The organism is Limnohabitans sp. B9-3 (genome assembly GCF_002778325.1).
Taxonomy (GTDB): Bacteria; Pseudomonadota; Gammaproteobacteria; order Burkholderiales; family Burkholderiaceae_C; genus Limnohabitans; species Limnohabitans kasalickyi.
Genome location: NZ_NESI01000001.1, coordinates 340042 through 359608, shown reverse-complemented (window position 1 = coordinate 359608; position 19567 = coordinate 340042). Strand labels below are relative to the sequence as shown.

The window sequence follows — 19567 nt, the reverse complement described above, 5'->3', positions numbered from 1 at the left end:
CCTGTGGCTTATTTGTCTTTTTTCTCGGCAGTACGCTCGGTTTGCGTCTTGCTGGCCAGCACGGGTTGGCCTTTGAGTTGCTTCAGGGCTTGCTCGAGTTGGAAGTCTTTGTCACTGCCAAACTCAGGCGGGCGACGCTCGCTGTTGGGCTTTTTGGACTCTTCTTCCAAACGCTTCATGGCTTCTTCGCGGGCCTTTTCTTTCTCTTTGTCTTTGGCAGCGTCTTTGGTGTCTTTGCCTTGGCCGCTTTCTAAGTGTTTGTCTAGGTCGGCTTCACGCATGCGCAAAATGGCGAACGGACTGCCCTCGGCGGTGTCGTCCAGCAAGACTTCAGGCACGATGCCTTTGGCTTGAATGCTGCGGCCGTTGGGCGTGTAGTAACGCGCGGTGGTGATTTTCAGCGCCGTGTCTGGGCCCAGTTGACGCACGGTTTGCACCGAGCCTTTGCCAAAGGTTTGACTGCCCATGATGGTGGCACGTTTGTGGTCTTGCAGAGCACCGGCAACGATCTCGCTGGCCGAGGCCGAGCCTTCGTTCACCAACACCACCAAGGGCACGGTGCGGTAAATGCCTTTGGTCGCTTGGTGCAAGCGGGCAATGGGGTCATTGCCGCTGCTGCGACGGTAAAACTCAGGCGAGGCTTTGTAGACAAACTTGCTCTCTGCCAATTGACCGTTGGTGGACACCACGGCCACGTTCTCAGGCAAGAACACGGCGGACACGGCAACCGCTGCATCTAACAGACCACCGGGGTCGTTGCGTAGATCGAGCACCAAGCCTTTGAGCTTGGGTTCTTGTTTGTAAATTTCTTCCAGCTTTTTGGCGAAATCGTCCACCGAGCGTTCTTGGAACTGGCTCAAACGAATCCAGCCATAGCCGGGCTCCATCACCTTGCCTTTAACGCTCTGAGTTTTGATCTCCTCACGCACGATGTTCACGGGGAAGGTGCGGTTTTCGTCCTTGCGGAAGATGGTCAGCATCACCTTGGTGCCGGGCTCGCCACGCATGCGTTTGACCGCTTCGTTGAGCGAGAGGCCTTTGACCGCGGTGTCGTCAATTCGGGTGATCAAGTCGCCCGGCTTCATGCCCGCACGAAACGCGGGGGAGCCCTCGATGGGCGACACCACTTTGATGAGGCCTTCTTCCTGGGTGATTTCAATGCCCACGCCCACAAAACGACCGGTGGTGCCTTCGCGGAATTCTTTGAAGGTTTTTTTGTCGTAGTACTGCGAGTGCGGGTCAAGGCTCGCGACCATGCCGGTGATGGCGTCGCTGATGAGTTTTTTCTCGTCCACGGGCTCCACGTAGTCACTCTTGACCATGCTGAATACGGCAGCGAGTTGCTGCAGTTCTTCCAAAGGCAACGGTGCCATGTTGGCGCGTGCCGTGGTTTGCAGCGAGACGGTGGTCAGTGCGCCGGTGAGTGCGCCGACGGTGATCCAACCTGCGATCTTGAGTTTGTGGCCCATGGTGCCCCTGAGTGTTGACGTGAATTTCAAAGAAACCAATATACAACGCGCCTTGTCGGCGCGTTGGTTGACAGGTCGATTAAGCCTTGCCTTGTGAGGCCACTGCGGCAGCAGCTTTGGCGGCGGCATCGGCATCGCCCAAGTAATAGTGGCGAATTGGCTTGAGGTTGTCGTCCAGTTCGTATACCAGCGGGATGCCGTTGGGAATGTTCACGCCCACGATGTCGTCATCGCCGATGTTGTCGAGGTACTTCACCAACGCGCGGATGGAGTTGCCGTGCGCGGCCACCACGATGCGTTTGCCAGCCTTGATGGCAGGGGCCATGGACTCGTTCCAGAACGGCATGACGCGGTCGACCGTGTCTTTCAGACACTCGGTCAGCGGCACTTGCGCGGGGTCGAGTCTGGCGTAACGGGGATCGCTGCGCTCGCTGCGGGGGTCGGTGGCTTCGAGCACAGGCGGGGGCGTGTCGTAGCTACGGCGCCAGATCAGCACTTGTTCGTCACCGTACTGTTTGGCCATGTCGGCCTTGTTCAGTCCTTGCAAACCGCCATAGTGGCGTTCGTTTAGGCGCCAGCTTTTCACCACGGGCAGCCACGTGGCGTCCATCTCTTCCAAGGCGAGGTACAGGGTGCGAATGGCGCGTTTCAAAACGCTGGTGTAGGCCACGTCGAACTGAAAACCTTCCGCTTTGAGCAAGCGGCCCGCGTTTTGGGCTTGGGCGATGCCGGTGGGGGTGAGGTCCACATCGGTCCAGCCGGTGAAGCGGTTTTCAAGGTTCCAGGTCGATTCGCCGTGGCGAATTAAAACAAGCTTGTACATGGTGTTTGAAACAAAGTCAGTGAAGAGTTGGCTGTGATTTTAGAATGCAGGGCTGACACGAATTTTTCTAACCCCCTGAACTGGATTCCCCGTGAACTTTATTCTCGACAACTGGATGTTGATTGCTGTGGCTTTGAGCAGCGGCTTTTTATTGCTGTTGCCTGTGGTGCAAGGCGCCGCCGCTACCGGACTCACCCCCAATGAAGCCGTGCAATGCATGAATCGTGAAAAAGGCGTGGTCATTGACGTGTGCAGTGCCGAAGAATTTGCGGCCTCGCACATCAACGGCGCCGTGAACGTGCCTTTGGACCAGCTCGAAGGCCGTTTGGCCAGCGTGGTCAAAAACAAAAGCCTGCCTTTGATCTTGGTGTGCGCTGCAGGCTCGCGCTCTAAGCGGGCCCAAGCGGTCGCTCAAAAACTGGGTTACGCGAAGGTGCATTCTTTGCAGGGCGGGCTCAATGCTTGGAAAGAAGCTAACCTACCTGTCACCAAAGCTTAATATTTCTTTTGAAAGACCTGCATGCAAGCCGTCAAGATGTACACCACCGCCGTTTGCCCCTATTGCATCCGTGCCAAACAACTGTTGACCGCCAAAGGCGTGGCTCATATTGAAGAGGTGCGCATCGACATCGACGCTCAAGCGCGGGCTCACATGATGGAAATTACGGGCCGCCGCACCGTGCCTCAAATTTTCATCGGTGACACCCATGTGGGCGGTTGTGACGATCTGATGGCCCTCGACAGCCAAGGCGGTTTGCTGCCTTTGTTGCAAGCCTGAAACTGACATAATTCATCTTCCCGATGGGTCGCCCGCCTCGGTGCTTTGCCGGCGCGGGTTTTTTTATGCACTTGGAAAAAAACAATGTCTGACGAACAACAAACTCCCGTATTTCAAATTCAACGCGTCTACTTGAAAGACATGTCGTTGGAGCAACCCAACTCGCCCGCCATCCTGATGGCGCAAGAGCAGCCCTCGGTGGACATCCAGTTGGGCGTGGGCATGGAACAAGTCGCTGAAGGCATCGTCGAAGTAACCGTCACCGCGACTGTGACCACCAAAATTCAAGACAAAACTGTGTTCTTGGTCGAAGCCAAACAAGCCGGTATTTTTGAAGTGCGCAACTTGCCGGAAGACCAAATGGGTCCCATCATCGGCATCGCTTGCCCACAAATCATTTACCCCTACCTGCGCGGTAACGTGGCCGACATCATCCAACGCGCGGGTTTCCCACCTGTGCACTTGGCTGAAATCAATTTCCAAGCCATGTACGAGCAACAACAGCAGCAACAAGCTGCCGCTGCGGTTCAGTAAATTCAAAGCGGGTTCAGGCCATGAAGATTGCCGTGCTTGGCGCCGGTGCCTGGGGCACGGCCTTGGCCATCAACGCGGGCGCACACCATGACGTGGCCTTGTGGGCGCGTGATGCCTCGCAAGTGCAAGCCATGCAAGCCGAGCGCGTGAACACGCGCTACTTGCCCAGCTTGCCGTTCACGGCAGGTGTGCAGGTTTCTTCAGACGCTTTGGGCCCGTGGTTGGCTGAGCAAGACTTGGTGGTCGTGGGCTCGCCCATGAGCGCCCTGCGTGGCATGCTGACGCAGCTTGCGCCCCTTTTGGGGGGCCGAGTGCCTGTGGCGTGGCTATGCAAAGGCTTTGAAGCGGCACAGCCTAAGGCCGCTCACTTGGACGCTTCCCACGCCAGTTCTTTACGCCCTGATGCCTCGCCCATGGGCGTGGGCTTGATGGCCCACGAAGTGCGCGCGCAAGTCGCTCCCATGTTGCGCGGTGGCGCATTGAGCGGCCCCAGCTTTGCCCAAGAAGTGGCACGCGGCATGCCCACCGCCTTGGTGGCAGCCAGCAGCGATGCCGCAGCCCGCGACGCCATGGTGCAAGCCTTTCACAACCCCAGCCTGCGCGTGTACGCCAACGACGACATCGTCGGCGTCGAAGTGGGCGGCGCGGTGAAAAACGTGCTCGCCATTGCCACCGGTTTGTGCGACGGCTTGCAACTCGGCCTCAACGCACGCGCTGCGCTGATCACCCGAGGTTTGGCCGAAATCACCCGTTTGGGCGTTGCGCTGGGCGCCAAAGCCGAAACCTTCATGGGTCTGTCGGGTTTGGGCGACTTGGTGCTCACCGCCACCGGCGACCTCAGCCGCAACCGCAAAGTGGGCCTCGCCTTGGCCCAAGGCATGACCCTTCAACAAGCCGTCGACTCACTCGGCCATGTGGCCGAAGGCGTTTACTGCGCCCGCACCGTGGTGCAACGCGCCCAAGCCTTAGGCGTGGACATGCCGATTGCCCAAGCTGTTGTGGCTTTGTTGGACGGCCACATTTCGCCTGTGCAAGCGGTGGCTGTGTTGATGGGGCGTGGGGCTAAGGGCGAGTAAAGGCGAGCGCCACAGATGCGAGTGCTTTTTGCGTTCCTTTTGTGTGCGGGGTTGACTGCGTGTGGTGTGCTCACAGAGCAGTCGGTGTATGAAGGCATTCGTGCCACGCAGCGTGCGAAATCTGCCGGAACGGCCCAAGACAGCAAAGCCTTGCCTGACTACGATCAATACAACAAAGAGCGCGAGTTGTTGAAGAAGTAAAGGTCGGGGAGTTCTTGCTTCCAGTGTCAAGTTCGCTATGCCAGCCGTAGACGAGGCAGCCGCTTGACCTCGAGTTGCATCCACTGCCGAGCCGTTGCATATAAACTTTTCACATTCGCCAGCAACGAGGCATTCAAAAGCGTTGCTTAACAACTCATGTCTCGCATAAGAATGACCAAGCTTAATCTTTCCAGATTTGACTTCACCTCGATTCGTTTGGCAGTGTTATGCGCCCAAACAGAGAACCTCACCCTTGCAGCGCGCGAATGTCACCTGGTCTTGCCGGCAGCCAGCAGGCGTATTCGCGAATTAGAAGCGGCCATTGGCAGTCAACTGTTTGAAAGGCACTCTCGGGGACTCAAGGTGACACCTGCCGGCAGAGTTTTCATGCGCAGAGGCTTGTCCCTTTTGCAAGAAATAGAAGCTGCTTTCAAGGAGGTGAATGATTTGCAACAAGGTGTAGTTAGGCACATTCAATTGTTTGCAGGGTCCGCTGCCATTAGCCAATTTTTACCACCTCTCATTGCACAGTACTCTCAAACGTGTCCAGAAGTGCAAATTGACTTAGAGGAGCAGGTGTCTGGGCAGGTCGTCATAGCCTTGCGCGAGGGGCGTGCAGACATTGGTGTGTTTGTGGAAGGTACCAATTCAGAAGGTTTAGAGGCCAGTTTTTTTCGAGCCGACGAGTTGGTCCTGATTTTCCCTAAAGGCCATCGACTGACTGGCAAAAAGCCCATCTTGTTTGCAGATACGCTGGACGAACAATGGATCAGCTTGAATCCCGGCGCGGCCATGTTGCAACAACTAATCAGCGCTGCTTCAGCCTTGGGCAAACGGCTTAAATTGCGAATGCAGGTCAACAGCTTTGATGCGGTTACCCAGATGGTGGCATCAGGCTTGGGAATAGCCTTGTTACCCAAAGCATTTGCATTGCCCATTCTCAAAAATTCACAACTCAGTTGGCGGCCGCTGCAAGACCCTTGGTCCCACAGAAAATTGATGGTGGGCATTCGCAAAGAAGCTGACTTGGAAGTCAAAGCTCTTCGGGATTTTCTAATTTCGCCTTCGCAAAATGCGAAGACAGCCTCATCGAAGAAGAAATAGACTTCACACCCCATCCGCAGCAAACTGCGGAACATGAAACCACTAGAGTCTTTCTCACAAGTCTCAGCCCTTTCTGGCCTGAAAGTCCTTGAATTGGGTCAACTGATTGCTGGCCCTTTTGCAGCTAAAACATTGGCTGATTTTGGCGCGGAGGTCATTAAGTTTGAAGCTCCAGAAAGTGGCGATCCCCTGCGCAAATGGCGCATGCTCAAAGACGGCACGTCGGTTTGGTGGCAAGCTCAATCGCGCAACAAACGCTCGTTGGCACTTGATCTTCGGACGCCTGAGGGCCAAGGTATTGTTCGTCAATTAGCCAATGAAGCCGATGTCTTGATTGAGAACTTCCGTCCTGGCACTATGGAGGGTTGGGGATTGTCACCTGACGATCTCATAGCTCAAAACCCTAAGTTAATTGTCTTGCGTATCAGCGGATACGGTCAAACTGGGCCTTACCGCAATCGACTAGGCTTTGGCGTGATTGGTGAGGCCATGGGTGGCTTGCGGCACTTGACGGCAGAGCCAGGACGTGTGCCTGTGCGTGTCGGCGTCAGCATTGGAGACACGCTTTCAGCCTTGCACGGCGTGATTGGCATTTTGTTGGCACTTCAGCATCGCCACGTCACCGGCAAAGGTCAAGTGATTGATGTTGCCTTGTATGAGTCGGTGTTTAACTGCATGGAAAGCTTGCTGCCTGAATACAGTGCTTTTGGTGCTGTACGCGGCCCTTCTGGTAGCGCTTTGCCGGGCATTGCTCCAACCAACGCATACCGTTGCAAGGACGGAGCCTACGCCCTGATCGCTGGCAATGGCGACAGCATTTTTAAACGCTTGATGACCCTCATTGGCCGAAACGATTTGGCCAACGACCCCATGCTTGCCGACAACACGGGGCGTGTGAGCAGGGTCGAAGAACTTGACCAAGCCATTGAGTCTTGGACCGTCAATCAAAGCGTCGAAGATGTTCTTCAAGCCTTGGAAAGCGCGTCTGTTCCAGCTGGAAAAATTTACAACATCGCAGACATTGCAAACGATCCGCATTACGCCGCTCGCGGCATGTTGCAAGAAATAACCTTGGCCGACGGCAGTGACTTGAAAGTCCCAGGTGTTGTACCCAAACTCTCGGTGACGCCCGGACAACACCGCCGCAATGCACCCGATTTAGGGCAGGACACTGACGCCATCTTGAGGGAGATGGGGTTGAGTTCAGAGCAAATTCAAAAGCTAAAGACCAGCGGAATTGTGGGAGCTAAATCATGAAACAAAGAATTTACTTCAACGAAGTGGTGACTCGTGATGGGTTTCAGATGGAACCCGAATTTGTACCCACAGACACCAAAATTCAATTGATCGACGACTTAAGCCAATGTGGATACGCCAAGATTGAAGTGACCTCTTTCACTTCTGCCAAGGCCATCCCCATGCTGCGCGATGCTGAAGAGGTGATGGGTAGGATTCAACGCGCGCCCTCAGTGGAATACACCGTGTTGGTTCCCAATGTCCGCGGTGCAGAGCGCGCTATGGAAGTCAAGCCAGATGAATTCAATTTGGTCATGTCCACTTCCGAAACACACAACCTTTCCAACCTGCGCATGCCGCGTGAAAACAGCTTTGCCGCACTGAATGAGGTTATTCGTCAATTTGGGCATCAAGTCCCAATCAATGTTTCCTTGTCAGCTTGTTTTGGATGCCCCATGGAAGGCGACGTTAGCCTAGAAGAAGTTCTGCAATGGTCACAGAGGTTTGCAGACCTCGGTGTGAGAGGTCTCACCATTTGCGACACCACAGGCATGGCACAACCGGATCAAGTGGCCCAAATGTGCGAAGTCCTGCAAAAAAGATTTCCTTCACTTCAATTGACATTGCATTTCCACAACACGCGCGGCATGGGCCTTGCCAACGTGTTGGCTGCCGTTCGATCTGGTATTGACCGATTCGATGGTTCATTGGGCGGCTTAGGGGGGTGCCCTTATGCACCTGGTGCCAGCGGCAATATCTGCAGCGAAGACGCCATCCACATGCTCGATGCCATGGGATATGAAACCGGCATCGACTTGCCGCAACTACTGGGCATCGCACGCCATTTGCCAGGCATTGTTCAGCATGCCGTGCCAGGTCAAGTGGCCAAGAGCGGGTGCACGTTTGATTTGCATCCTATTCCCGCCTACATCCATGATTTGAAAAAGGATTTTGCATGATTGAGCATCTAGACCATTTGGTTTTGACAACCGCCAGAGAAGCCGCGTGCATGGATTTCTACACGCGTGTGTTGGGCATGCAACTCGAAACCTTTGTAGGCGGAACACCGCCGGTAGAGCGCAGAGCATTTAAGTTCGGCCATCAAAAAATCAACATCCATGTTCAAGGCTCTGAATTTGAGCCAAAGGCACATTTACCGGTGCCTGGCGCGCTCGATTTATGCTTCATCGCAACAGTTCCGCTAGAGCAAGTCATAGAAAAACTGCAGTCAGCACCTTGGCCGATTATTGAAGGTCCTGTGATGCGAACTGGTGCGACACAGAAGATTCGCTCTGTCTATGTGCGAGATCCAGATTTCAACTTGATCGAGATATCTGAGTTGGCTTGAAGAGTGAAGCAACGACAAGCAGACATTTCATAGAAAGTGAAAAAGAGATGACTACAAAACCTGCACTGGCTTTCGCCTGTGCGCACATGACCGACGAGCGTCTGTACGCGCATCAAATAGCCGCCCTGCAATCAACGCATGACTGTCGTGTGTTTGTATTTCGCGATCACGATTCCATGGCGGGCATGGCCCAGCAAGTTTTGTCGGCCATGCCGGAGCGATTTACGTGGATTGGTTTGTCGTTAGGAGGCTATGTTGCCTTTGAAGCAATCCGGTGTGCCCTACCTCGATTAGAGCGGCTCGTGCTTATGGACACGACGGCGGTCGCCGATCACCCTGCACGTCGCCAAGGCCGCGTTAAGGACATTGAAACGGTCAAGCAAGGAGGTATTGAGGCCTTGATTCCCGAATTGCCCTCACGCTGGCTATTGCCTGCTCATGTTGGCAACCCTGCACTCAAGGAGCTCATGTCAGAGATGGCCCGCAGCGTCAGTGCCAAAGGCCAGTTCAATCAGCAAACAGCCATGCTGGCTAGGCCTGATTCACATGCGGATTTGGCAACAGTACGTGTACCAACACTGGTCATGTGCGGCAGGCAAGACCCAGTCACGCCCCTGTCTGACCATGAAGCAATGGCTGCATGCGTGCCTGGCGCGAAATTGAAAGTGATTGAGTCATGTGGCCACCTCTCAACCATTGAACAGCCAGAGGCTGTGACCTCAGAGTTAACCCAATGGCTGGCTGCGAATCACTAACAGTCAAGCCACAAAGCAAGCTAAGCCTCAACTCATCAAAGAATATGTACAAACAGGAGACAACTATGCAACGACGTCATTGGTTCATCAGCGTTTCATGCGCAGCCATGGTTTTACTCGCTGGTCAAGCAGCCCAAGCCCAAGGGAAATTTCCTGAGCGCCCCATCACGATCGTGGTTCCTAGCGCGCCTGGTGGCTCCACTGACTTCACAGCGCGCTTGATTGCCGAGCCACTATCCCGCGCCTTGGGACAGCCTGTGGTGATTGATAACAAGGCGGGAGCCGCGGGCAATATTGGCAACCAAGCGGTAGCCAGAGCCAAACCAGACGGCTACACCTTGCTGTTGGCCTACAGTGGCTATCAAGTAGGCAACCCACACTTGTTTAAAAAATCTGGCTGGGACCCCATCAAGGATTTCACACCGATTGCCATGCTGACCCGCGCACCTCAGGTGTTGGCCACCAAAGCGGACTTGCCTGCCAAGAACTTGAAAGAGTTGATTGCCTATGCCAAGGCTTATCCAGACAAACTCAACTATGCATCCTCTGGCAACGGTTCTATTCAACACATTGCAGGTGAACTGTTTAAGCAAATGACTGGCACTTCTATTCAGCATGTTCCCTACAAAGGCGCTGGCCCTGCGGTGCAAGATTTATTGGGTGGTCAAGTCGACTTGTTTTTTACAACACCCGCATCGGTCGTGAACCATATCAAAGCAGACAAACTCAAAGGTTTGGTTGTGACAAGTAATGCCAGACTTGTTTCATTGCCACAGGTGCCCACCAGCAAAGAAGCTGAATTGAGTGAATTCACCATCGATTCATGGTTTGCACTTTATGCACCAGCAGGCACATCACCAGAAATCGTCAACCAAATCAATGCGGAGATTGTGAAAATTCTGGCTATGCCAGACATCAAGAAAAAAGCAGAAGATGCCGGTACTTTGGTGGATCACATGAATCCAGCACAGCTGGGCGATTACACCCGCAAGGAATTGGACTACTGGGGGCGTGTGATTCGCTTTGCCAAGATATCAGTCGAGTAAGTTAATTGTTTTTAAAAGCCATGAATTTAAAAAATTAGTGGCTTTTCAATTTGTCAGCTTGACAGCATGGATTTACTTGTCGACTTGGTGATTTCAAACTTCCAAGTTATCAATCAACCGCGTCTTCCCCAGCTTAGCTGCACCCAGCACTACCAACGGCTCTGCACAAGGCCCAGAGAGCGGCGATAAATCATGTTGACGGCGCACCGTCAGATAGTCAGGTTGCCAGCCACGCGCACGCAGGGCATCCATCGCAGCGGCTTCGGCTGCCGCCACATCGAATGCACCAGCTGCATTGCCCGCAAGGGCCGCCGCAGCCAGGCCCTTCAAAGCCATCGACAGTTGCACGGCCTCCGCACGTTCGTCGGCACTCAAATACCCGTTGCGTGAGCTCAAAGCCAAGCCGTCGTCGGCACGGCGCGTTTCCCCGCCGATGATCTCAATGGGCAGTGCCATTTGCTGCACCATGCGGCGGATGACCATGAGTTGTTGGTAGTCTTTTTTGCCAAAGAGCGCGATGTCGGGTTGGACGACGTTGAAGAGTTTGTGCACCACGGTGCTCACGCCTACAAAAAAGCCAGGGCGGAAAGCCCCTTCCAAGATGTCGGCCAAGTCTGCGGGCGGGTGCACCTTGAACACTTGGGGTTCGGGGTACAGGTCTTTTTCTGAAGGGGCAAACAGCAGGTCGCAGCCGTTGGCGGCGAGTTGTTCGCAGTCGCGCTCAAAGGTGCGGGGGTAGGTGTCGAAGTCTTCGTTGGGGCCGAATTGCAGGCGGTTGACAAAGATGCTGGCCACGGTCATGCCGCCCTGCGGGGCGCGTGCGTCTACCGTTTGGCGGGCTATTTGCATCAGGTCCAAATGACCTTGGTGCAGGTTGCCCATGGTGGCCACAAAGGCGCGCAGCGCGGCGGGTTTCAGGGCACGACGGAGGTCGTCAATGGTGTGGACGATGTGCATGTGTGTGTTTACCAAGCGTGTTCAGCGTTGACGGGGAAGCTGCCGTCTTTCACGGCAGCGACGTAGGCAGCCATGGCAGCTTGCACACTGGGGCTGCCGGTCATGAAGTTGCGTACAAATTTTGGGTTTTTGCCGAGGTTGATGCCCAGCATGTCGTGCATCACCAGCACTTGGCCAGCGGTGCCGTTGCCCGCGCCAATGCCAATGGTGTGGCAGCGCGGCAGCTCGTGGGTAAGGGCGGTCGATAGGGCTTCGGGCACCATTTCCAGCACCACCATGGATGCGCCTGCATCTTGCAGGTCCAAGGCGTGTTGGCGCAGTTGGGTGGCCGAGTCGCCACGGCCTTGCACGCGGTAGCCGCCCAAGGCGTGCACGGTTTGGGGTGTCAGGCCCAAATGGGCGCAGACGGGAATCCCGCGCTCTACCAAAAAGCGCACAGTGTCGGTGGTCCAGCCGCCGCCTTCGAGTTTGACCATGTGCGCGCCCGCTTGCATCAACACGCCGGCGCTGCGCAAGGCTTGCTCTTTGGACTCGTGGTAGCTGCCAAAAGGCAAGTCGCCAATGATCCATGTGGTGCCTTGCACGCGTTGCACGCCACGCGCCACGCTTTCGACGTGGTAGCGCATGGTGTCCAAGCTGACGCCCACCGTGCTCGACAAGCCTTGGCACACCATGCCCAGCGAGTCGCCCACCAACAGGCACTCCACGCCCGCGGCATCGGCCACGGCGGCAAAGGTGGCATCGTAAGCGGTGAGCATGGTGATTTTTTCGCCACGCGTACGCATGTCGTGCAAGCGCGGCAGGCTGATGGGTTTGCGGGCCGACACGGGCGAGGCCGGTGGCAAGGTGCCGTAAGGCGAGGCGGTTTGACTTTGGGGGGCGTTGCTGGAGTTGCTCATGAAGGGTGCGGCCAGATGCCAGTCGTTGAGGTGTTGGGCGTTAGCTGGGTGTGTAGGCCAAGCGCACGTAAATCGGCGCAAAGGCCTCGGCCTGGGTGATTTCGATCAGCGTTTCTTTGCCCAGTTCGAGCAGCGCGATGAAGGTGACCACCAGCACGGGCACGCCCTGTGCGGGGTCGAAGAGTTTTTCAAACTCGACAAAGCGTTGGCCTTGCAGCTTGCGCAGCACGATGCTCATGTGCTCGCGCACCGACAGCTCTTCGCGGGAAATTTTGTGGTGCTGAATCAGTTTGGCGCGCTTCAAAATGTCGGCCCACGCCTGCTGCAACTCCACCACCTGCACATCGGGAAAGCGCGGTTGCAACGATTGCTCGATGAACACCTGCGCCTTCAAATAGTCGCGGCCATATTGCGGGACTTCGTTGAGTTTGGCGGCGGCCAGCTTCATTTGCTCGTATTCCAGCAAGCGGCGCACCAGTTCGGCCCGTGGGTCTTCGGGCTCTTGGCCCTCGGCCACTTTTTTGGGTGGCAACAGCATGCGCGATTTGATCTCGATCAGCATGGCGGCCATCAGCAAGTATTCGGCGGCCAACTCTAAGTTGCGACTGCGAATCTCGTCCACATAGCTCAGGTACTGGCGCGTGAGCGCGGCCATGGGGATGTCGAGGATGTTGAAGTTTTGCTTGCGGATCAAATACAGCAGCAAATCCAACGGGCCTTGGAAGGCTTCGAGGAACACTTCCAGCGCATCGGGCGGGATATACAAATCCTGCGGCATCGCGAACAGGGGCTCGCCATACAGGCGGGCCACGGCCACGTTGTCGATCACCTCAGGCATGGCAGAGGCTGTGTGTGCCTCGGCGTTGGGCAGGGTGAGGTCAGCAGGGTTCACAGAAGGCGCTTTGAAGGGGTGTCAAGGGCTTAAGTCAAGGCTGGATGCCTAGATGTAAAGCCAAGATTTAAGCGTTCGTTTGGTAAACGTAAGGCTTTTGCGCCACGCGACCGGCTTGCAGGTCTTGCTGCACGTCGCGGTTCACGGCTTTGTCCCACAGCAGGGCGCGGCCATCGCGTTGCGCTTGTTCTAAGCCTGGCTTTTGGGCTTTCAGCTGTTCGATGAACTGCGTGGCTTCGGAGGTGTAGTGGTCGCGTTGAAAGATCGACATGGTGGTGTTTCCTAAGATAAGCGTGTGATTTTAACGACCGAGGCTGCGCACGCTCTTACGCGCGAAGGGGTGCCAGGGCCTTAGCCCATGCAATGCCTTGGGCCAAGTCAGCTGCCGACTCGGCATGTGAGGCCTCGCTCAGCAAACCGCTTCGTTGGGCGATGTCCAGCGGCTGGTGGGTCAAGCCGCACAGCACCAAGCGCAATTGTTTTTTATGGCAAGTACGTGCCAACGACAGCAAGGCATCAACGCCCGAGGAGTCAATGTAGATCAGGTTATTCAGGTCGAGCACCAAGGCGTGGGTGGGCAATTTTTCTTCAATGGCCTCCACCAGTTTGACGGCACCAAAGAACAAAGCGCCATGAAAACGATGGGCGTGCACCGCGTCGCCCAGCCCCACCAAAGCGGGCTGTTCGAGGGTCGACACGGGTTCGGCGCGTGTGAGGTTGGAGATGCGGTAGATGAAGGTCAAGCACGCCGCGATCAGGCCCACCTCGACGGCCGCGGTCAAATCGACCACCACCGTCAGCAAAAACACGGCCAGTAGCGTGGCGCGGTAAGGCATGCGGTATTGGCGCAGGTGCACAAATTGGCGCCATTCGCCCATATTCCACGCGACGAACATCAAAATCGCAGACAAAGCCGCGAGCGGCACATGGCCCGCTAAAGGCGCGGCGATCAGCATGACCGCCAGCAAGGTGAGGGCGTGCACCATGCCCGCGATCGGGCTATTGCCACCGTTTTTCACATTGGTCACGGTGCGGGCGATGGTGCCCGTGGCTGGCATGCCACCAAAAAATGGGGTCACGATGTTGGCAATGCCTTGGGCCATCAATTCTTGGTTGGCATCGTGGCGATCGCCATAAGGGGTATCTGCCATCATTTGGTCGGCGATGCGGGCGCACAGCAGCGACTCAATCGCGCCCAGCAAGGCCAGCGTGGTCGCGGGCATCAGCAAAAATTTGGCAGTTTCCCAGCTAAAGGTGGGCCATTCAAACGCTGGCAAAGTGTTGGGAATGTTGCCAAAGCGCGAGGCGATGGTCTCCACGTTCAAATTCAGCCATTGGCTGGCCAGCGAGGCCAGTACCAACACCAAGATAGAGCCCGGCACCACACCGATTTTTTTGGCGTGTGCGTGCCGTTGGCTCAGCTTGGGCAGCACAAACTGCCAAACGACCAGCAGGCCCAAGCAAGCACAAGCCAGCAAAAAAGCCTGTAGGTTGAGCGTGCCAAGGTTGGCAACCAGCGTGCGCAAAATGCCAAAGAAGTCGGCAGGCATGGCGGTGACACTAAGCCCCAAAAAGTCTTTCACCTGCGACACCATGATCAACACTGCAATGCCATTGGTGAAACCAATCACCACAGCCACGGGAATGAAACGAATCAAGCTGCCCAAGCGCATCAGGCCCATGGCAAACAACATGACCCCCGACATGGCGGTGGCAATCAGCAGGTTGGCCAAGCCGTAGCGCTCCAAAATGCCGTACACGATGACGATGAACGCCCCCGCAGGTCCGCCAATTTGCACCCGACTTCCACCCAAGGCTGAAATCAAAAAGCCCGCAATGATGGCGGTGACCAAACCTGCCTCAGGTTTAAGCCCCGATGCAATGGCAAATGCCATGGCCAGCGGCAACGCCACCACGCCCACGGTGATGCCCGCGCCCACGTCTTGGATCAAACGTTCCCGCGTGTAGCCCTTCAACGACTGCATCCCATTGGGACGGAAAAAAGAGACCCCTGGAAGATGCATCGTGGCGCTTAGTTTTAATGAGGGTCAGTTAATTGGGGTCAGAACCTAATTAATGGATGCGCATGCCGGGCTTCGCACCGGGCCATGGGTGCAGCACGTAAATGCCCGCATCGGTCTTGTCGTCTGCATGGCTGGCGGCGAGCACCATGCCTTCACTCACGCCAAACTTCATCTTGCGCGGGGCCAAGTTGGCCACCATCACCGTGAGCTTGCCTTTGAGGTCTTCGGGCTTGTACATGCTGGCGACGCCGCTGAACACATTGCGCGTTTTGCCTTCGCCCACATCGAGTGTGAGTCGCAGCAGCTTGGTGGAGCCTTCCACCGCTTCGCAGTTGACGATTTCGGCAATACGCAAATCGATCTTGGCAAAGTCGTCGATGCTGATGGTGGGGGCGATTTCTTCGCCACCGGGCGTGACTTTTTCTTCCACCACAGCTGGGGGTTCAAACAAGGCTTCGAGTTGTTCGGGGGTGACGCGTTGCATGAGGTGTTGGTAGGGTTGAATGCTGGCCACATTGCCTGTGGCGTTCCAGTTTTGCATGGAGGTGCCAGTGAAACTTTCAACGGCTTGAGCCAATGAAGGCAACACAGGGGCCAAGTAGCGGCTCAGCTCAGCAAACGCGTTGATGAGCAACGAGCACACTTGGTGCAGGGCTTCGTTGTTGGCGGCGTCTTTGGCCAGGTCCCAAGGCTTGTGTTGGTCCACATACGCGTTGACTTTGTCGGCCTGCAACATGATTTCGCGTGCGGCTTTGCCGTACTCGCGTGCGTCATAGGCTTGGGCGATGCTGTCTTTGGCGGCGTGAATGTCGTTCAGCAACGCAGTGCCTTGTTCGCCAAAACTTTGTGTGAGCTTGCCTTCAAAACGCTTGGTCAAGAAACCAGCCGCACGCGATGCGATGTTGACGAACTTGCCAATCAAATCGCTGTTCACGCGCAGCATGAAGTCTTCGGCGTTGAAGTCGATGTCTTCGTTTTTGTTGTTCAGCTTGGTGGCCAAGTAGTAGCGGAGCCACTCGGGGTTCATGCCGAGGCTCAGGTACTTGAGCGGGTCGAGGCCCGTGCCACGGCTCTTGCTCATCTTTTCGCCATTGTTGACGGTGAGGAAGCCATGCACAAACACGTTGTTGGGTGTTTTGCGGCCGCTGAAATGCAGCATGGCGGGCCAGAACAGCGTGTGGAAGGTGACGATGTCTTTGCCAATGAAGTGGTATTGCTCCAGCTTGTCGTTGGCCATGTAGGCGTCGTAGTTCTCACCGCGTTTGTCGAGCAAGTTTTTCAACGAAGCCAAGTAGCCCACGGGCGCGTCGAGCCACACATAGAAGTACTTGCCCGGAGCGTCTGGAATCTCGATGCCAAAGTAAGGCGCGTCACGCGAAATGTCCCAGTCCCCCAAGCCTTCGCTGGTCGTGCCATCGGGGTTGGTGCGCACGGTGAACCACTCTTTGACCTTGTTGGCCACTTCGGGCTGCAGCTTGCCGTCTTGTGTCCACTTCTCTAAGAAGGCCACACAGCGTGGGTCAGACAGTTTGAAGAAAAAATGCTCCGAGCTTTTCAGCTCAGGCTTGGCACCCGACAAGGCTGAGAAGGGGTTGATCAGGTCGGTGGGGGCGTAGACCGCGCCGCAAACCTCGCAGTTGTCGCCGTACTGGTCGTGGGCGTGGCACTTGGGGCACTCGCCTTTGATGAAGCGGTCTGGCAAGAACATGTTCTTCTCGGGGTCGAAGAACTGGTCAATCGTGCGGCGCTCGATCAGCGAGCCGCCTTCAGACTCGGGGATGTCGCGCAGGTCACGGTAAATCTGGCGGGCCAGATCGTGGTTCTCAGGTGCGTCGGTGCTGTGCCAGTTGTCAAACTGGATGTGAAAGCCATCCAGATACGGCTTGCGGCCTGCGGCGATGTTGGCCACAAACTGCTGCGGGGTGATGCCTGCCTTCTCGGCGGCAATCATGATGGGCGCGCCGTGTGTGTCGTCTGCGCCGACAAAATCGACCTTGTGGCCCTGCATGCGCTGGAAACGCACCCAGATGTCGGCCTGGATGTACTCCATGATGTGGCCGATGTGGAAGTTGCCGTTGGCGTAGGGCAGGGCGGTGGTAACGAAAAGCTGGCGCTGTGACATTTAGAACAAGACCTTTGAACAAGGGGGTGGATTTTAGTTCCTGCAAAATTTGTCCATGAACCTCCCTAACTTTGACGAATTCAAACAAAGCGCCATGGCCGCCGGCTTTGACGAAGTGCTGGCCCGTGATTGGGCAGCACACACCGTGCTGGACACCCACACCCACCCGTTTGCCGTGCAAGCCGTGGTGACGCAAGGGGAGATGTGGCTGACTGTGGATGGCCAAACCCAGCATTTGTTGCCGGGCTCAACCTTCGAGCTGGCCCGCGATGTGCCCCATGCTGAGCGCTACGGTGCCGAGGGCGCAACGTATTGGGTGGCGCGCAAAAACGCCTGATTTCTGTACGTTCCGTCTCTGCATGACCTGCCCCCTTATGCAGCCAAGCGCACCGCGCTAGACTTGCCCGCAATTCCGATTCCCTAAAACTAAGAAATTTATGTCCCTGAACGAACAAGCCCTGACCGCCGCCCTGCAGACGGTCATCGATCCCAACACTGGCAAAGACTTTGTCACTACCAAAGCCTTGAAAAACCTGCAAATTCAAGGCGGCGATGTGTCGTTTGACGTGGTGCTGGGCTACCCTGCCAAGAGCCAAATTGCAGGTTTTCGCAAAGAATTGATCGCTGCAGCCAAAGGTGTGGCGGGCGTGGACAACGTGTCGGCCAACATCACCATGAACATCGTGGCGCATGCCGCGCAGCGCGGTGTGGCCTTGTTGCCACAAGTGAAAAACATCATTGCCGTGGCCTCGGGCAAAGGCGGCGTGGGCAAAAGTACCACCGCTGCCAACTTGGCGCTGGCTTTGGCCGCTGAAGGTGCCAGCGTGGGTTTGCTGGACGCCGACATTTACGGCCCTAGCCAGCCCATGATGATGGGCATCGAAGGCCGCCCCGAGAGCAGCGACGGTCAAACTATGGACCCGCTCGAGAACTACGGCGTGCAAGTCATGTCCATCGGCTTCTTGGTGGACCAAGACGAAGCCATGATCTGGCGCGGCCCCATGGCCACGCAAGCGTTGGAGCAGCTGCTGCGCCAAACCAATTGGAAGGCCTTGGACTATTTGATCGTCGACATGCCCCCCGGCACCGGTGACATTCAGCTCACCCTGAGCCAGCGCGTGCCGATGACGGGCGCGGTGATCGTCACCACGCCACAAGACATCGCGTTGTTGGACGCCAAAAAGGGCATCAAGATGTTCGAGAAGGTGGGCGTGCCCATCCTCGGTTTGGTGGAGAACATGGCCGTGCACGTCTGCACGAACTGTGGCCATATCGAACACATTTTTGGCGCGGACGGCGGCAAGAAATTGGCTGCCAAAGACGGCATGGACTATTTGGGGGCCTTGCCGCTGAATATGCAAATTCGCCTGCAAGCTGACAGCGGCAAACCCACCGTGGTGGCAGACCCTGACGGCGAAGTGGCCGGCATCTACAAGGCGGTGGCCCGCCAAGTGGCGGTGAAGATCGCGGCCAAGGCCAAAGACTTCTCCAGCAAATTCCCGAGCATCAAGATCTCCAAAGACACCTGATCGCCCAACACTCACGCGCTTTAGCGCTGTAACAGCCACCCGCAAAAGTGCAAACTTTTGCGGGTTTTTTTCAGCCTCAATTTCTGTAAAACCGCGAGATGTCATTCTGTAAAAGCTAAAAAGGGGTTCGCGTTTTATTAAACGTAACTACAATAAAGATGTACGTGATGTTCGATCCCGTCAAAGACGTCGCCAATTTGGCAAAGCACGGTGTTGCGTTGTCGTTTGCTGAAGCCTTGGAATGGGCGGAGTCTTGGGTCTGGATGGATGTCAGGCGTGATTACGGAGAAGACAGGCAGTGTGCGTTGGTGCCCAACGGTCAACGCTTGTATTTCGTTGCCTTTGTGGACCGAGGTGAGGTACGCCGCGTCATCAGCTTGCGCAAGGCCAATCAACGGGAGGTGAAGATCTATGTCGACAACAATTAAAACGCGCTCTGGACGGGTCTTGCTTGTACCTACTGCACACGAGGACGCGCTGATTAACAAAGCTGCATGGAGCGATCCCGACGCGCAGCCTTTGACCGATCAGGATTGGCTGGACGCACAGCCGTCGATGCGCCGAGGTCGACCATTAGGCAGACCATTGGGTAGCGGCACCAAAACGCAAGTCACGCTACGTTTAGACACCGATGTGTTGGAAAGCTTCAAGGCTACGGGTGCAGGCTGGCAAACCCGCATCAATGAGGCATTGAGAAGCTGGCAACAACAGCACGTTTAACGTCGCAATGAAAGCCTCACATTGGGCGGATGCGCGATGCACTATTTTGCAGTT

23 protein-coding genes are annotated in these 19567 nt (G+C 56.0%); 15 read left to right on the top strand and 8 right to left on the bottom strand.

Translation table 11 applies throughout. The features are described 5' to 3' along the window. Window positions 1-8 precede the first annotated feature (8 nt). Both B9Z42_RS01800 and gpmA read right to left on the bottom strand, forming a co-directional pair. On the bottom strand, window positions 9-1469 hold the full coding sequence (locus tag B9Z42_RS01800; RefSeq protein ID WP_100131613.1) for a S41 family peptidase: 1461 nt from the start codon (window positions 1467-1469) through the stop codon (window positions 9-11). 79 nt (window positions 1470-1548) lie between these two features. Beyond that, entirely contained in the window at window positions 1549-2292 is a 744-nt protein-coding gene (gene gpmA, locus B9Z42_RS01795) for a 2,3-diphosphoglycerate-dependent phosphoglycerate mutase (protein ID WP_100131612.1), read from the bottom strand. Window positions 2293-2383: 91 nt separating this feature from the next. Here gpmA and B9Z42_RS01790 point away from each other — a divergent pair, with 91 nt between their 5' ends. From B9Z42_RS01790 to B9Z42_RS01745, 11 genes are all read left to right on the top strand, one after another. Continuing rightward, window positions 2384-2791 (top strand): rhodanese-like domain-containing protein, encoded by a 408-nt coding sequence (locus tag B9Z42_RS01790; protein WP_100131611.1) that lies wholly within the window; start codon window positions 2384-2386, stop codon window positions 2789-2791. A gap of 21 nt (window positions 2792-2812) precedes the next feature. Then, complete coding sequence (grxC, locus tag B9Z42_RS01785; protein WP_100131610.1) at window positions 2813-3070, top strand: glutaredoxin 3; 258 nt, start codon at window positions 2813-2815, stop codon at window positions 3068-3070. 84 nt (window positions 3071-3154) lie between these two features. Next, a complete protein-coding gene (secB, locus tag B9Z42_RS01780) occupies window positions 3155-3604 on the top strand; it encodes a protein-export chaperone SecB (RefSeq protein ID WP_100131609.1) in 450 nt (149 codons plus the stop codon). Window positions 3605-3624: 20 nt separating this feature from the next. Next, on the top strand, window positions 3625-4680 hold the full coding sequence (locus B9Z42_RS01775; protein ID WP_100131608.1) for an NAD(P)H-dependent glycerol-3-phosphate dehydrogenase: 1056 nt from the start codon (window positions 3625-3627) through the stop codon (window positions 4678-4680). Window positions 4681-4695: 15 nt separating this feature from the next. Further along, a complete protein-coding gene (locus B9Z42_RS16085; protein WP_143474019.1) occupies window positions 4696-4881 on the top strand; it encodes a hypothetical protein in 186 nt (61 codons plus the stop codon). A 156-nt stretch (window positions 4882-5037) separates the two neighbouring features. Beyond that, complete coding sequence (locus B9Z42_RS01770; protein ID WP_100131607.1) at window positions 5038-5985, top strand: LysR family transcriptional regulator; 948 nt, start codon at window positions 5038-5040, stop codon at window positions 5983-5985. Between the two features lie 33 nt (window positions 5986-6018). Next, the gene (locus B9Z42_RS01765) at window positions 6019-7242 is read left to right on the top strand and encodes a CaiB/BaiF CoA-transferase family protein (RefSeq protein ID WP_100131606.1); all 1224 of its coding nucleotides are present in this window, start codon (window positions 6019-6021) and stop codon (window positions 7240-7242) included. Beyond that, window positions 7239-8180, top strand: coding sequence for a hydroxymethylglutaryl-CoA lyase (locus tag B9Z42_RS01760; RefSeq protein ID WP_100131605.1), 942 nt, complete (start codon window positions 7239-7241; stop codon window positions 8178-8180). Before B9Z42_RS01765 ends, B9Z42_RS01760 begins: the two co-directional genes overlap by 4 nt. Further along, a complete protein-coding gene (locus B9Z42_RS01755; protein WP_100131604.1) occupies window positions 8177-8569 on the top strand; it encodes a VOC family protein in 393 nt (130 codons plus the stop codon). The genes B9Z42_RS01760 and B9Z42_RS01755 overlap by 4 nt, the downstream gene beginning before the upstream one ends. A 47-nt stretch (window positions 8570-8616) precedes the next feature. After that, entirely contained in the window at window positions 8617-9324 is a 708-nt protein-coding gene (locus B9Z42_RS01750; RefSeq protein ID WP_143474018.1) for an alpha/beta fold hydrolase, read from the top strand. Between the two features lie 65 nt (window positions 9325-9389). Beyond that, window positions 9390-10370: a tripartite tricarboxylate transporter substrate binding protein gene (locus B9Z42_RS01745; protein ID WP_100131602.1), complete on the top strand. Its 981-nt coding sequence runs from the start codon at window positions 9390-9392 to the stop codon at window positions 10368-10370. Between the two features lie 93 nt (window positions 10371-10463). Here the strand turns inward: B9Z42_RS01745 and panC are convergent, their stop codons facing one another. The 6 genes from panC to metG all read right to left on the bottom strand — a co-directional run bounded on the left by panC (window position 10464) and on the right by metG (window position 17264). Then, window positions 10464-11327 carry a pantoate--beta-alanine ligase gene (panC, locus tag B9Z42_RS01740; RefSeq protein WP_100131601.1) on the bottom strand — a complete coding sequence of 288 codons (864 nt, stop codon included), beginning with the start codon at window positions 11325-11327 and terminating at the stop codon, window positions 10464-10466. Window positions 11328-11335: 8 nt separating this feature from the next. Beyond that, the gene (gene panB / locus B9Z42_RS01735; RefSeq protein WP_100131600.1) at window positions 11336-12226 is read right to left on the bottom strand and encodes a 3-methyl-2-oxobutanoate hydroxymethyltransferase; all 891 of its coding nucleotides are present in this window, start codon (window positions 12224-12226) and stop codon (window positions 11336-11338) included. 40 nt (window positions 12227-12266) lie between these two features. After that, window positions 12267-13064, bottom strand: coding sequence for a ScpA family protein (locus B9Z42_RS01730; RefSeq protein WP_100131816.1), 798 nt, complete (start codon window positions 13062-13064; stop codon window positions 12267-12269). 121 nt (window positions 13065-13185) lie between these two features. Beyond that, window positions 13186-13389 (bottom strand): DUF3460 family protein, encoded by a 204-nt coding sequence (locus tag B9Z42_RS01725; protein WP_100131599.1) that lies wholly within the window; start codon window positions 13387-13389, stop codon window positions 13186-13188. A 55-nt stretch (window positions 13390-13444) separates the two neighbouring features. After that, complete coding sequence (locus B9Z42_RS01720) at window positions 13445-15103, bottom strand: SulP family inorganic anion transporter (protein ID WP_233203480.1); 1659 nt, start codon at window positions 15101-15103, stop codon at window positions 13445-13447. Between the two features lie 88 nt (window positions 15104-15191). Further along, the gene (metG, locus tag B9Z42_RS01715) at window positions 15192-17264 is read right to left on the bottom strand and encodes a methionine--tRNA ligase (protein ID WP_100131597.1); all 2073 of its coding nucleotides are present in this window, start codon (window positions 17262-17264) and stop codon (window positions 15192-15194) included. A gap of 55 nt (window positions 17265-17319) precedes the next feature. Between metG and B9Z42_RS01710 the strand changes: the two genes are divergently transcribed. From B9Z42_RS01710 to B9Z42_RS01695, 4 genes are all read left to right on the top strand, one after another. Next, window positions 17320-17601, top strand: coding sequence for a cupin domain-containing protein (locus B9Z42_RS01710; protein ID WP_100131596.1), 282 nt, complete (start codon window positions 17320-17322; stop codon window positions 17599-17601). Between the two features lie 100 nt (window positions 17602-17701). Further along, on the top strand, window positions 17702-18793 hold the full coding sequence (gene apbC, locus B9Z42_RS01705; protein WP_100131595.1) for an iron-sulfur cluster carrier protein ApbC: 1092 nt from the start codon (window positions 17702-17704) through the stop codon (window positions 18791-18793). A gap of 167 nt (window positions 18794-18960) precedes the next feature. After that, complete coding sequence (locus tag B9Z42_RS01700; protein WP_369806816.1) at window positions 18961-19221, top strand: BrnT family toxin; 261 nt, start codon at window positions 18961-18963, stop codon at window positions 19219-19221. Next, the gene (locus B9Z42_RS01695; RefSeq protein WP_100131593.1) at window positions 19205-19513 is read left to right on the top strand and encodes a BrnA antitoxin family protein; all 309 of its coding nucleotides are present in this window, start codon (window positions 19205-19207) and stop codon (window positions 19511-19513) included. Before B9Z42_RS01700 ends, B9Z42_RS01695 begins: the two co-directional genes overlap by 17 nt. Window positions 19514-19567: the final 54 nt, after the last annotated feature.

Coding starts and splice junctions, on each gene's coding strand:
- B9Z42_RS01710 (WP_100131596.1), top strand. CDS start 17,320: ATGAACCTCCCTAACTTTGACGAATTCAAACAAAGCGCCATGGCCGCC.
- B9Z42_RS01695 (WP_100131593.1), top strand. CDS start 19,205: ATGTCGACAACAATTAAAACGCGCTCTGGACGGGTCTTGCTTGTACCT.
- B9Z42_RS01770 (WP_100131607.1), top strand. CDS start 5,038: ATGTCTCGCATAAGAATGACCAAGCTTAATCTTTCCAGATTTGACTTC.
- B9Z42_RS01730 (WP_100131816.1), bottom strand. CDS start 13,064: ATGCCTGAGGTGATCGACAACGTGGCCGTGGCCCGCCTGTATGGCGAG.
- B9Z42_RS01800 (WP_100131613.1), bottom strand. CDS start 1,469: ATGGGCCACAAACTCAAGATCGCAGGTTGGATCACCGTCGGCGCACTC.
- B9Z42_RS01750 (WP_143474018.1), top strand. CDS start 8,617: ATGACTACAAAACCTGCACTGGCTTTCGCCTGTGCGCACATGACCGAC.
- B9Z42_RS01700 (WP_369806816.1), top strand. CDS start 18,961: ATGTTCGATCCCGTCAAAGACGTCGCCAATTTGGCAAAGCACGGTGTT.
- gpmA (WP_100131612.1), bottom strand. CDS start 2,292: ATGTACAAGCTTGTTTTAATTCGCCACGGCGAATCGACCTGGAACCTT.
- panC (WP_100131601.1), bottom strand. CDS start 11,327: ATGCACATCGTCCACACCATTGACGACCTCCGTCGTGCCCTGAAACCC.
- B9Z42_RS01765 (WP_100131606.1), top strand. CDS start 6,019: ATGAAACCACTAGAGTCTTTCTCACAAGTCTCAGCCCTTTCTGGCCTG.
- B9Z42_RS01755 (WP_100131604.1), top strand. CDS start 8,177: ATGATTGAGCATCTAGACCATTTGGTTTTGACAACCGCCAGAGAAGCC.
- B9Z42_RS01720 (WP_233203480.1), bottom strand. CDS start 15,103: ATGCAGTCGTTGAAGGGCTACACGCGGGAACGTTTGATCCAAGACGTG.
- B9Z42_RS01760 (WP_100131605.1), top strand. CDS start 7,239: ATGAAACAAAGAATTTACTTCAACGAAGTGGTGACTCGTGATGGGTTT.
- B9Z42_RS01745 (WP_100131602.1), top strand. CDS start 9,390: ATGCAACGACGTCATTGGTTCATCAGCGTTTCATGCGCAGCCATGGTT.
- grxC (WP_100131610.1), top strand. CDS start 2,813: ATGCAAGCCGTCAAGATGTACACCACCGCCGTTTGCCCCTATTGCATC.
- apbC (WP_100131595.1), top strand. CDS start 17,702: ATGTCCCTGAACGAACAAGCCCTGACCGCCGCCCTGCAGACGGTCATC.
- metG (WP_100131597.1), bottom strand. CDS start 17,264: ATGTCACAGCGCCAGCTTTTCGTTACCACCGCCCTGCCCTACGCCAAC.
- panB (WP_100131600.1), bottom strand. CDS start 12,226: ATGAGCAACTCCAGCAACGCCCCCCAAAGTCAAACCGCCTCGCCTTAC.
- B9Z42_RS01725 (WP_100131599.1), bottom strand. CDS start 13,389: ATGTCGATCTTTCAACGCGACCACTACACCTCCGAAGCCACGCAGTTC.
- B9Z42_RS01775 (WP_100131608.1), top strand. CDS start 3,625: ATGAAGATTGCCGTGCTTGGCGCCGGTGCCTGGGGCACGGCCTTGGCC.
- B9Z42_RS16085 (WP_143474019.1), top strand. CDS start 4,696: ATGCGAGTGCTTTTTGCGTTCCTTTTGTGTGCGGGGTTGACTGCGTGT.
- secB (WP_100131609.1), top strand. CDS start 3,155: ATGTCTGACGAACAACAAACTCCCGTATTTCAAATTCAACGCGTCTAC.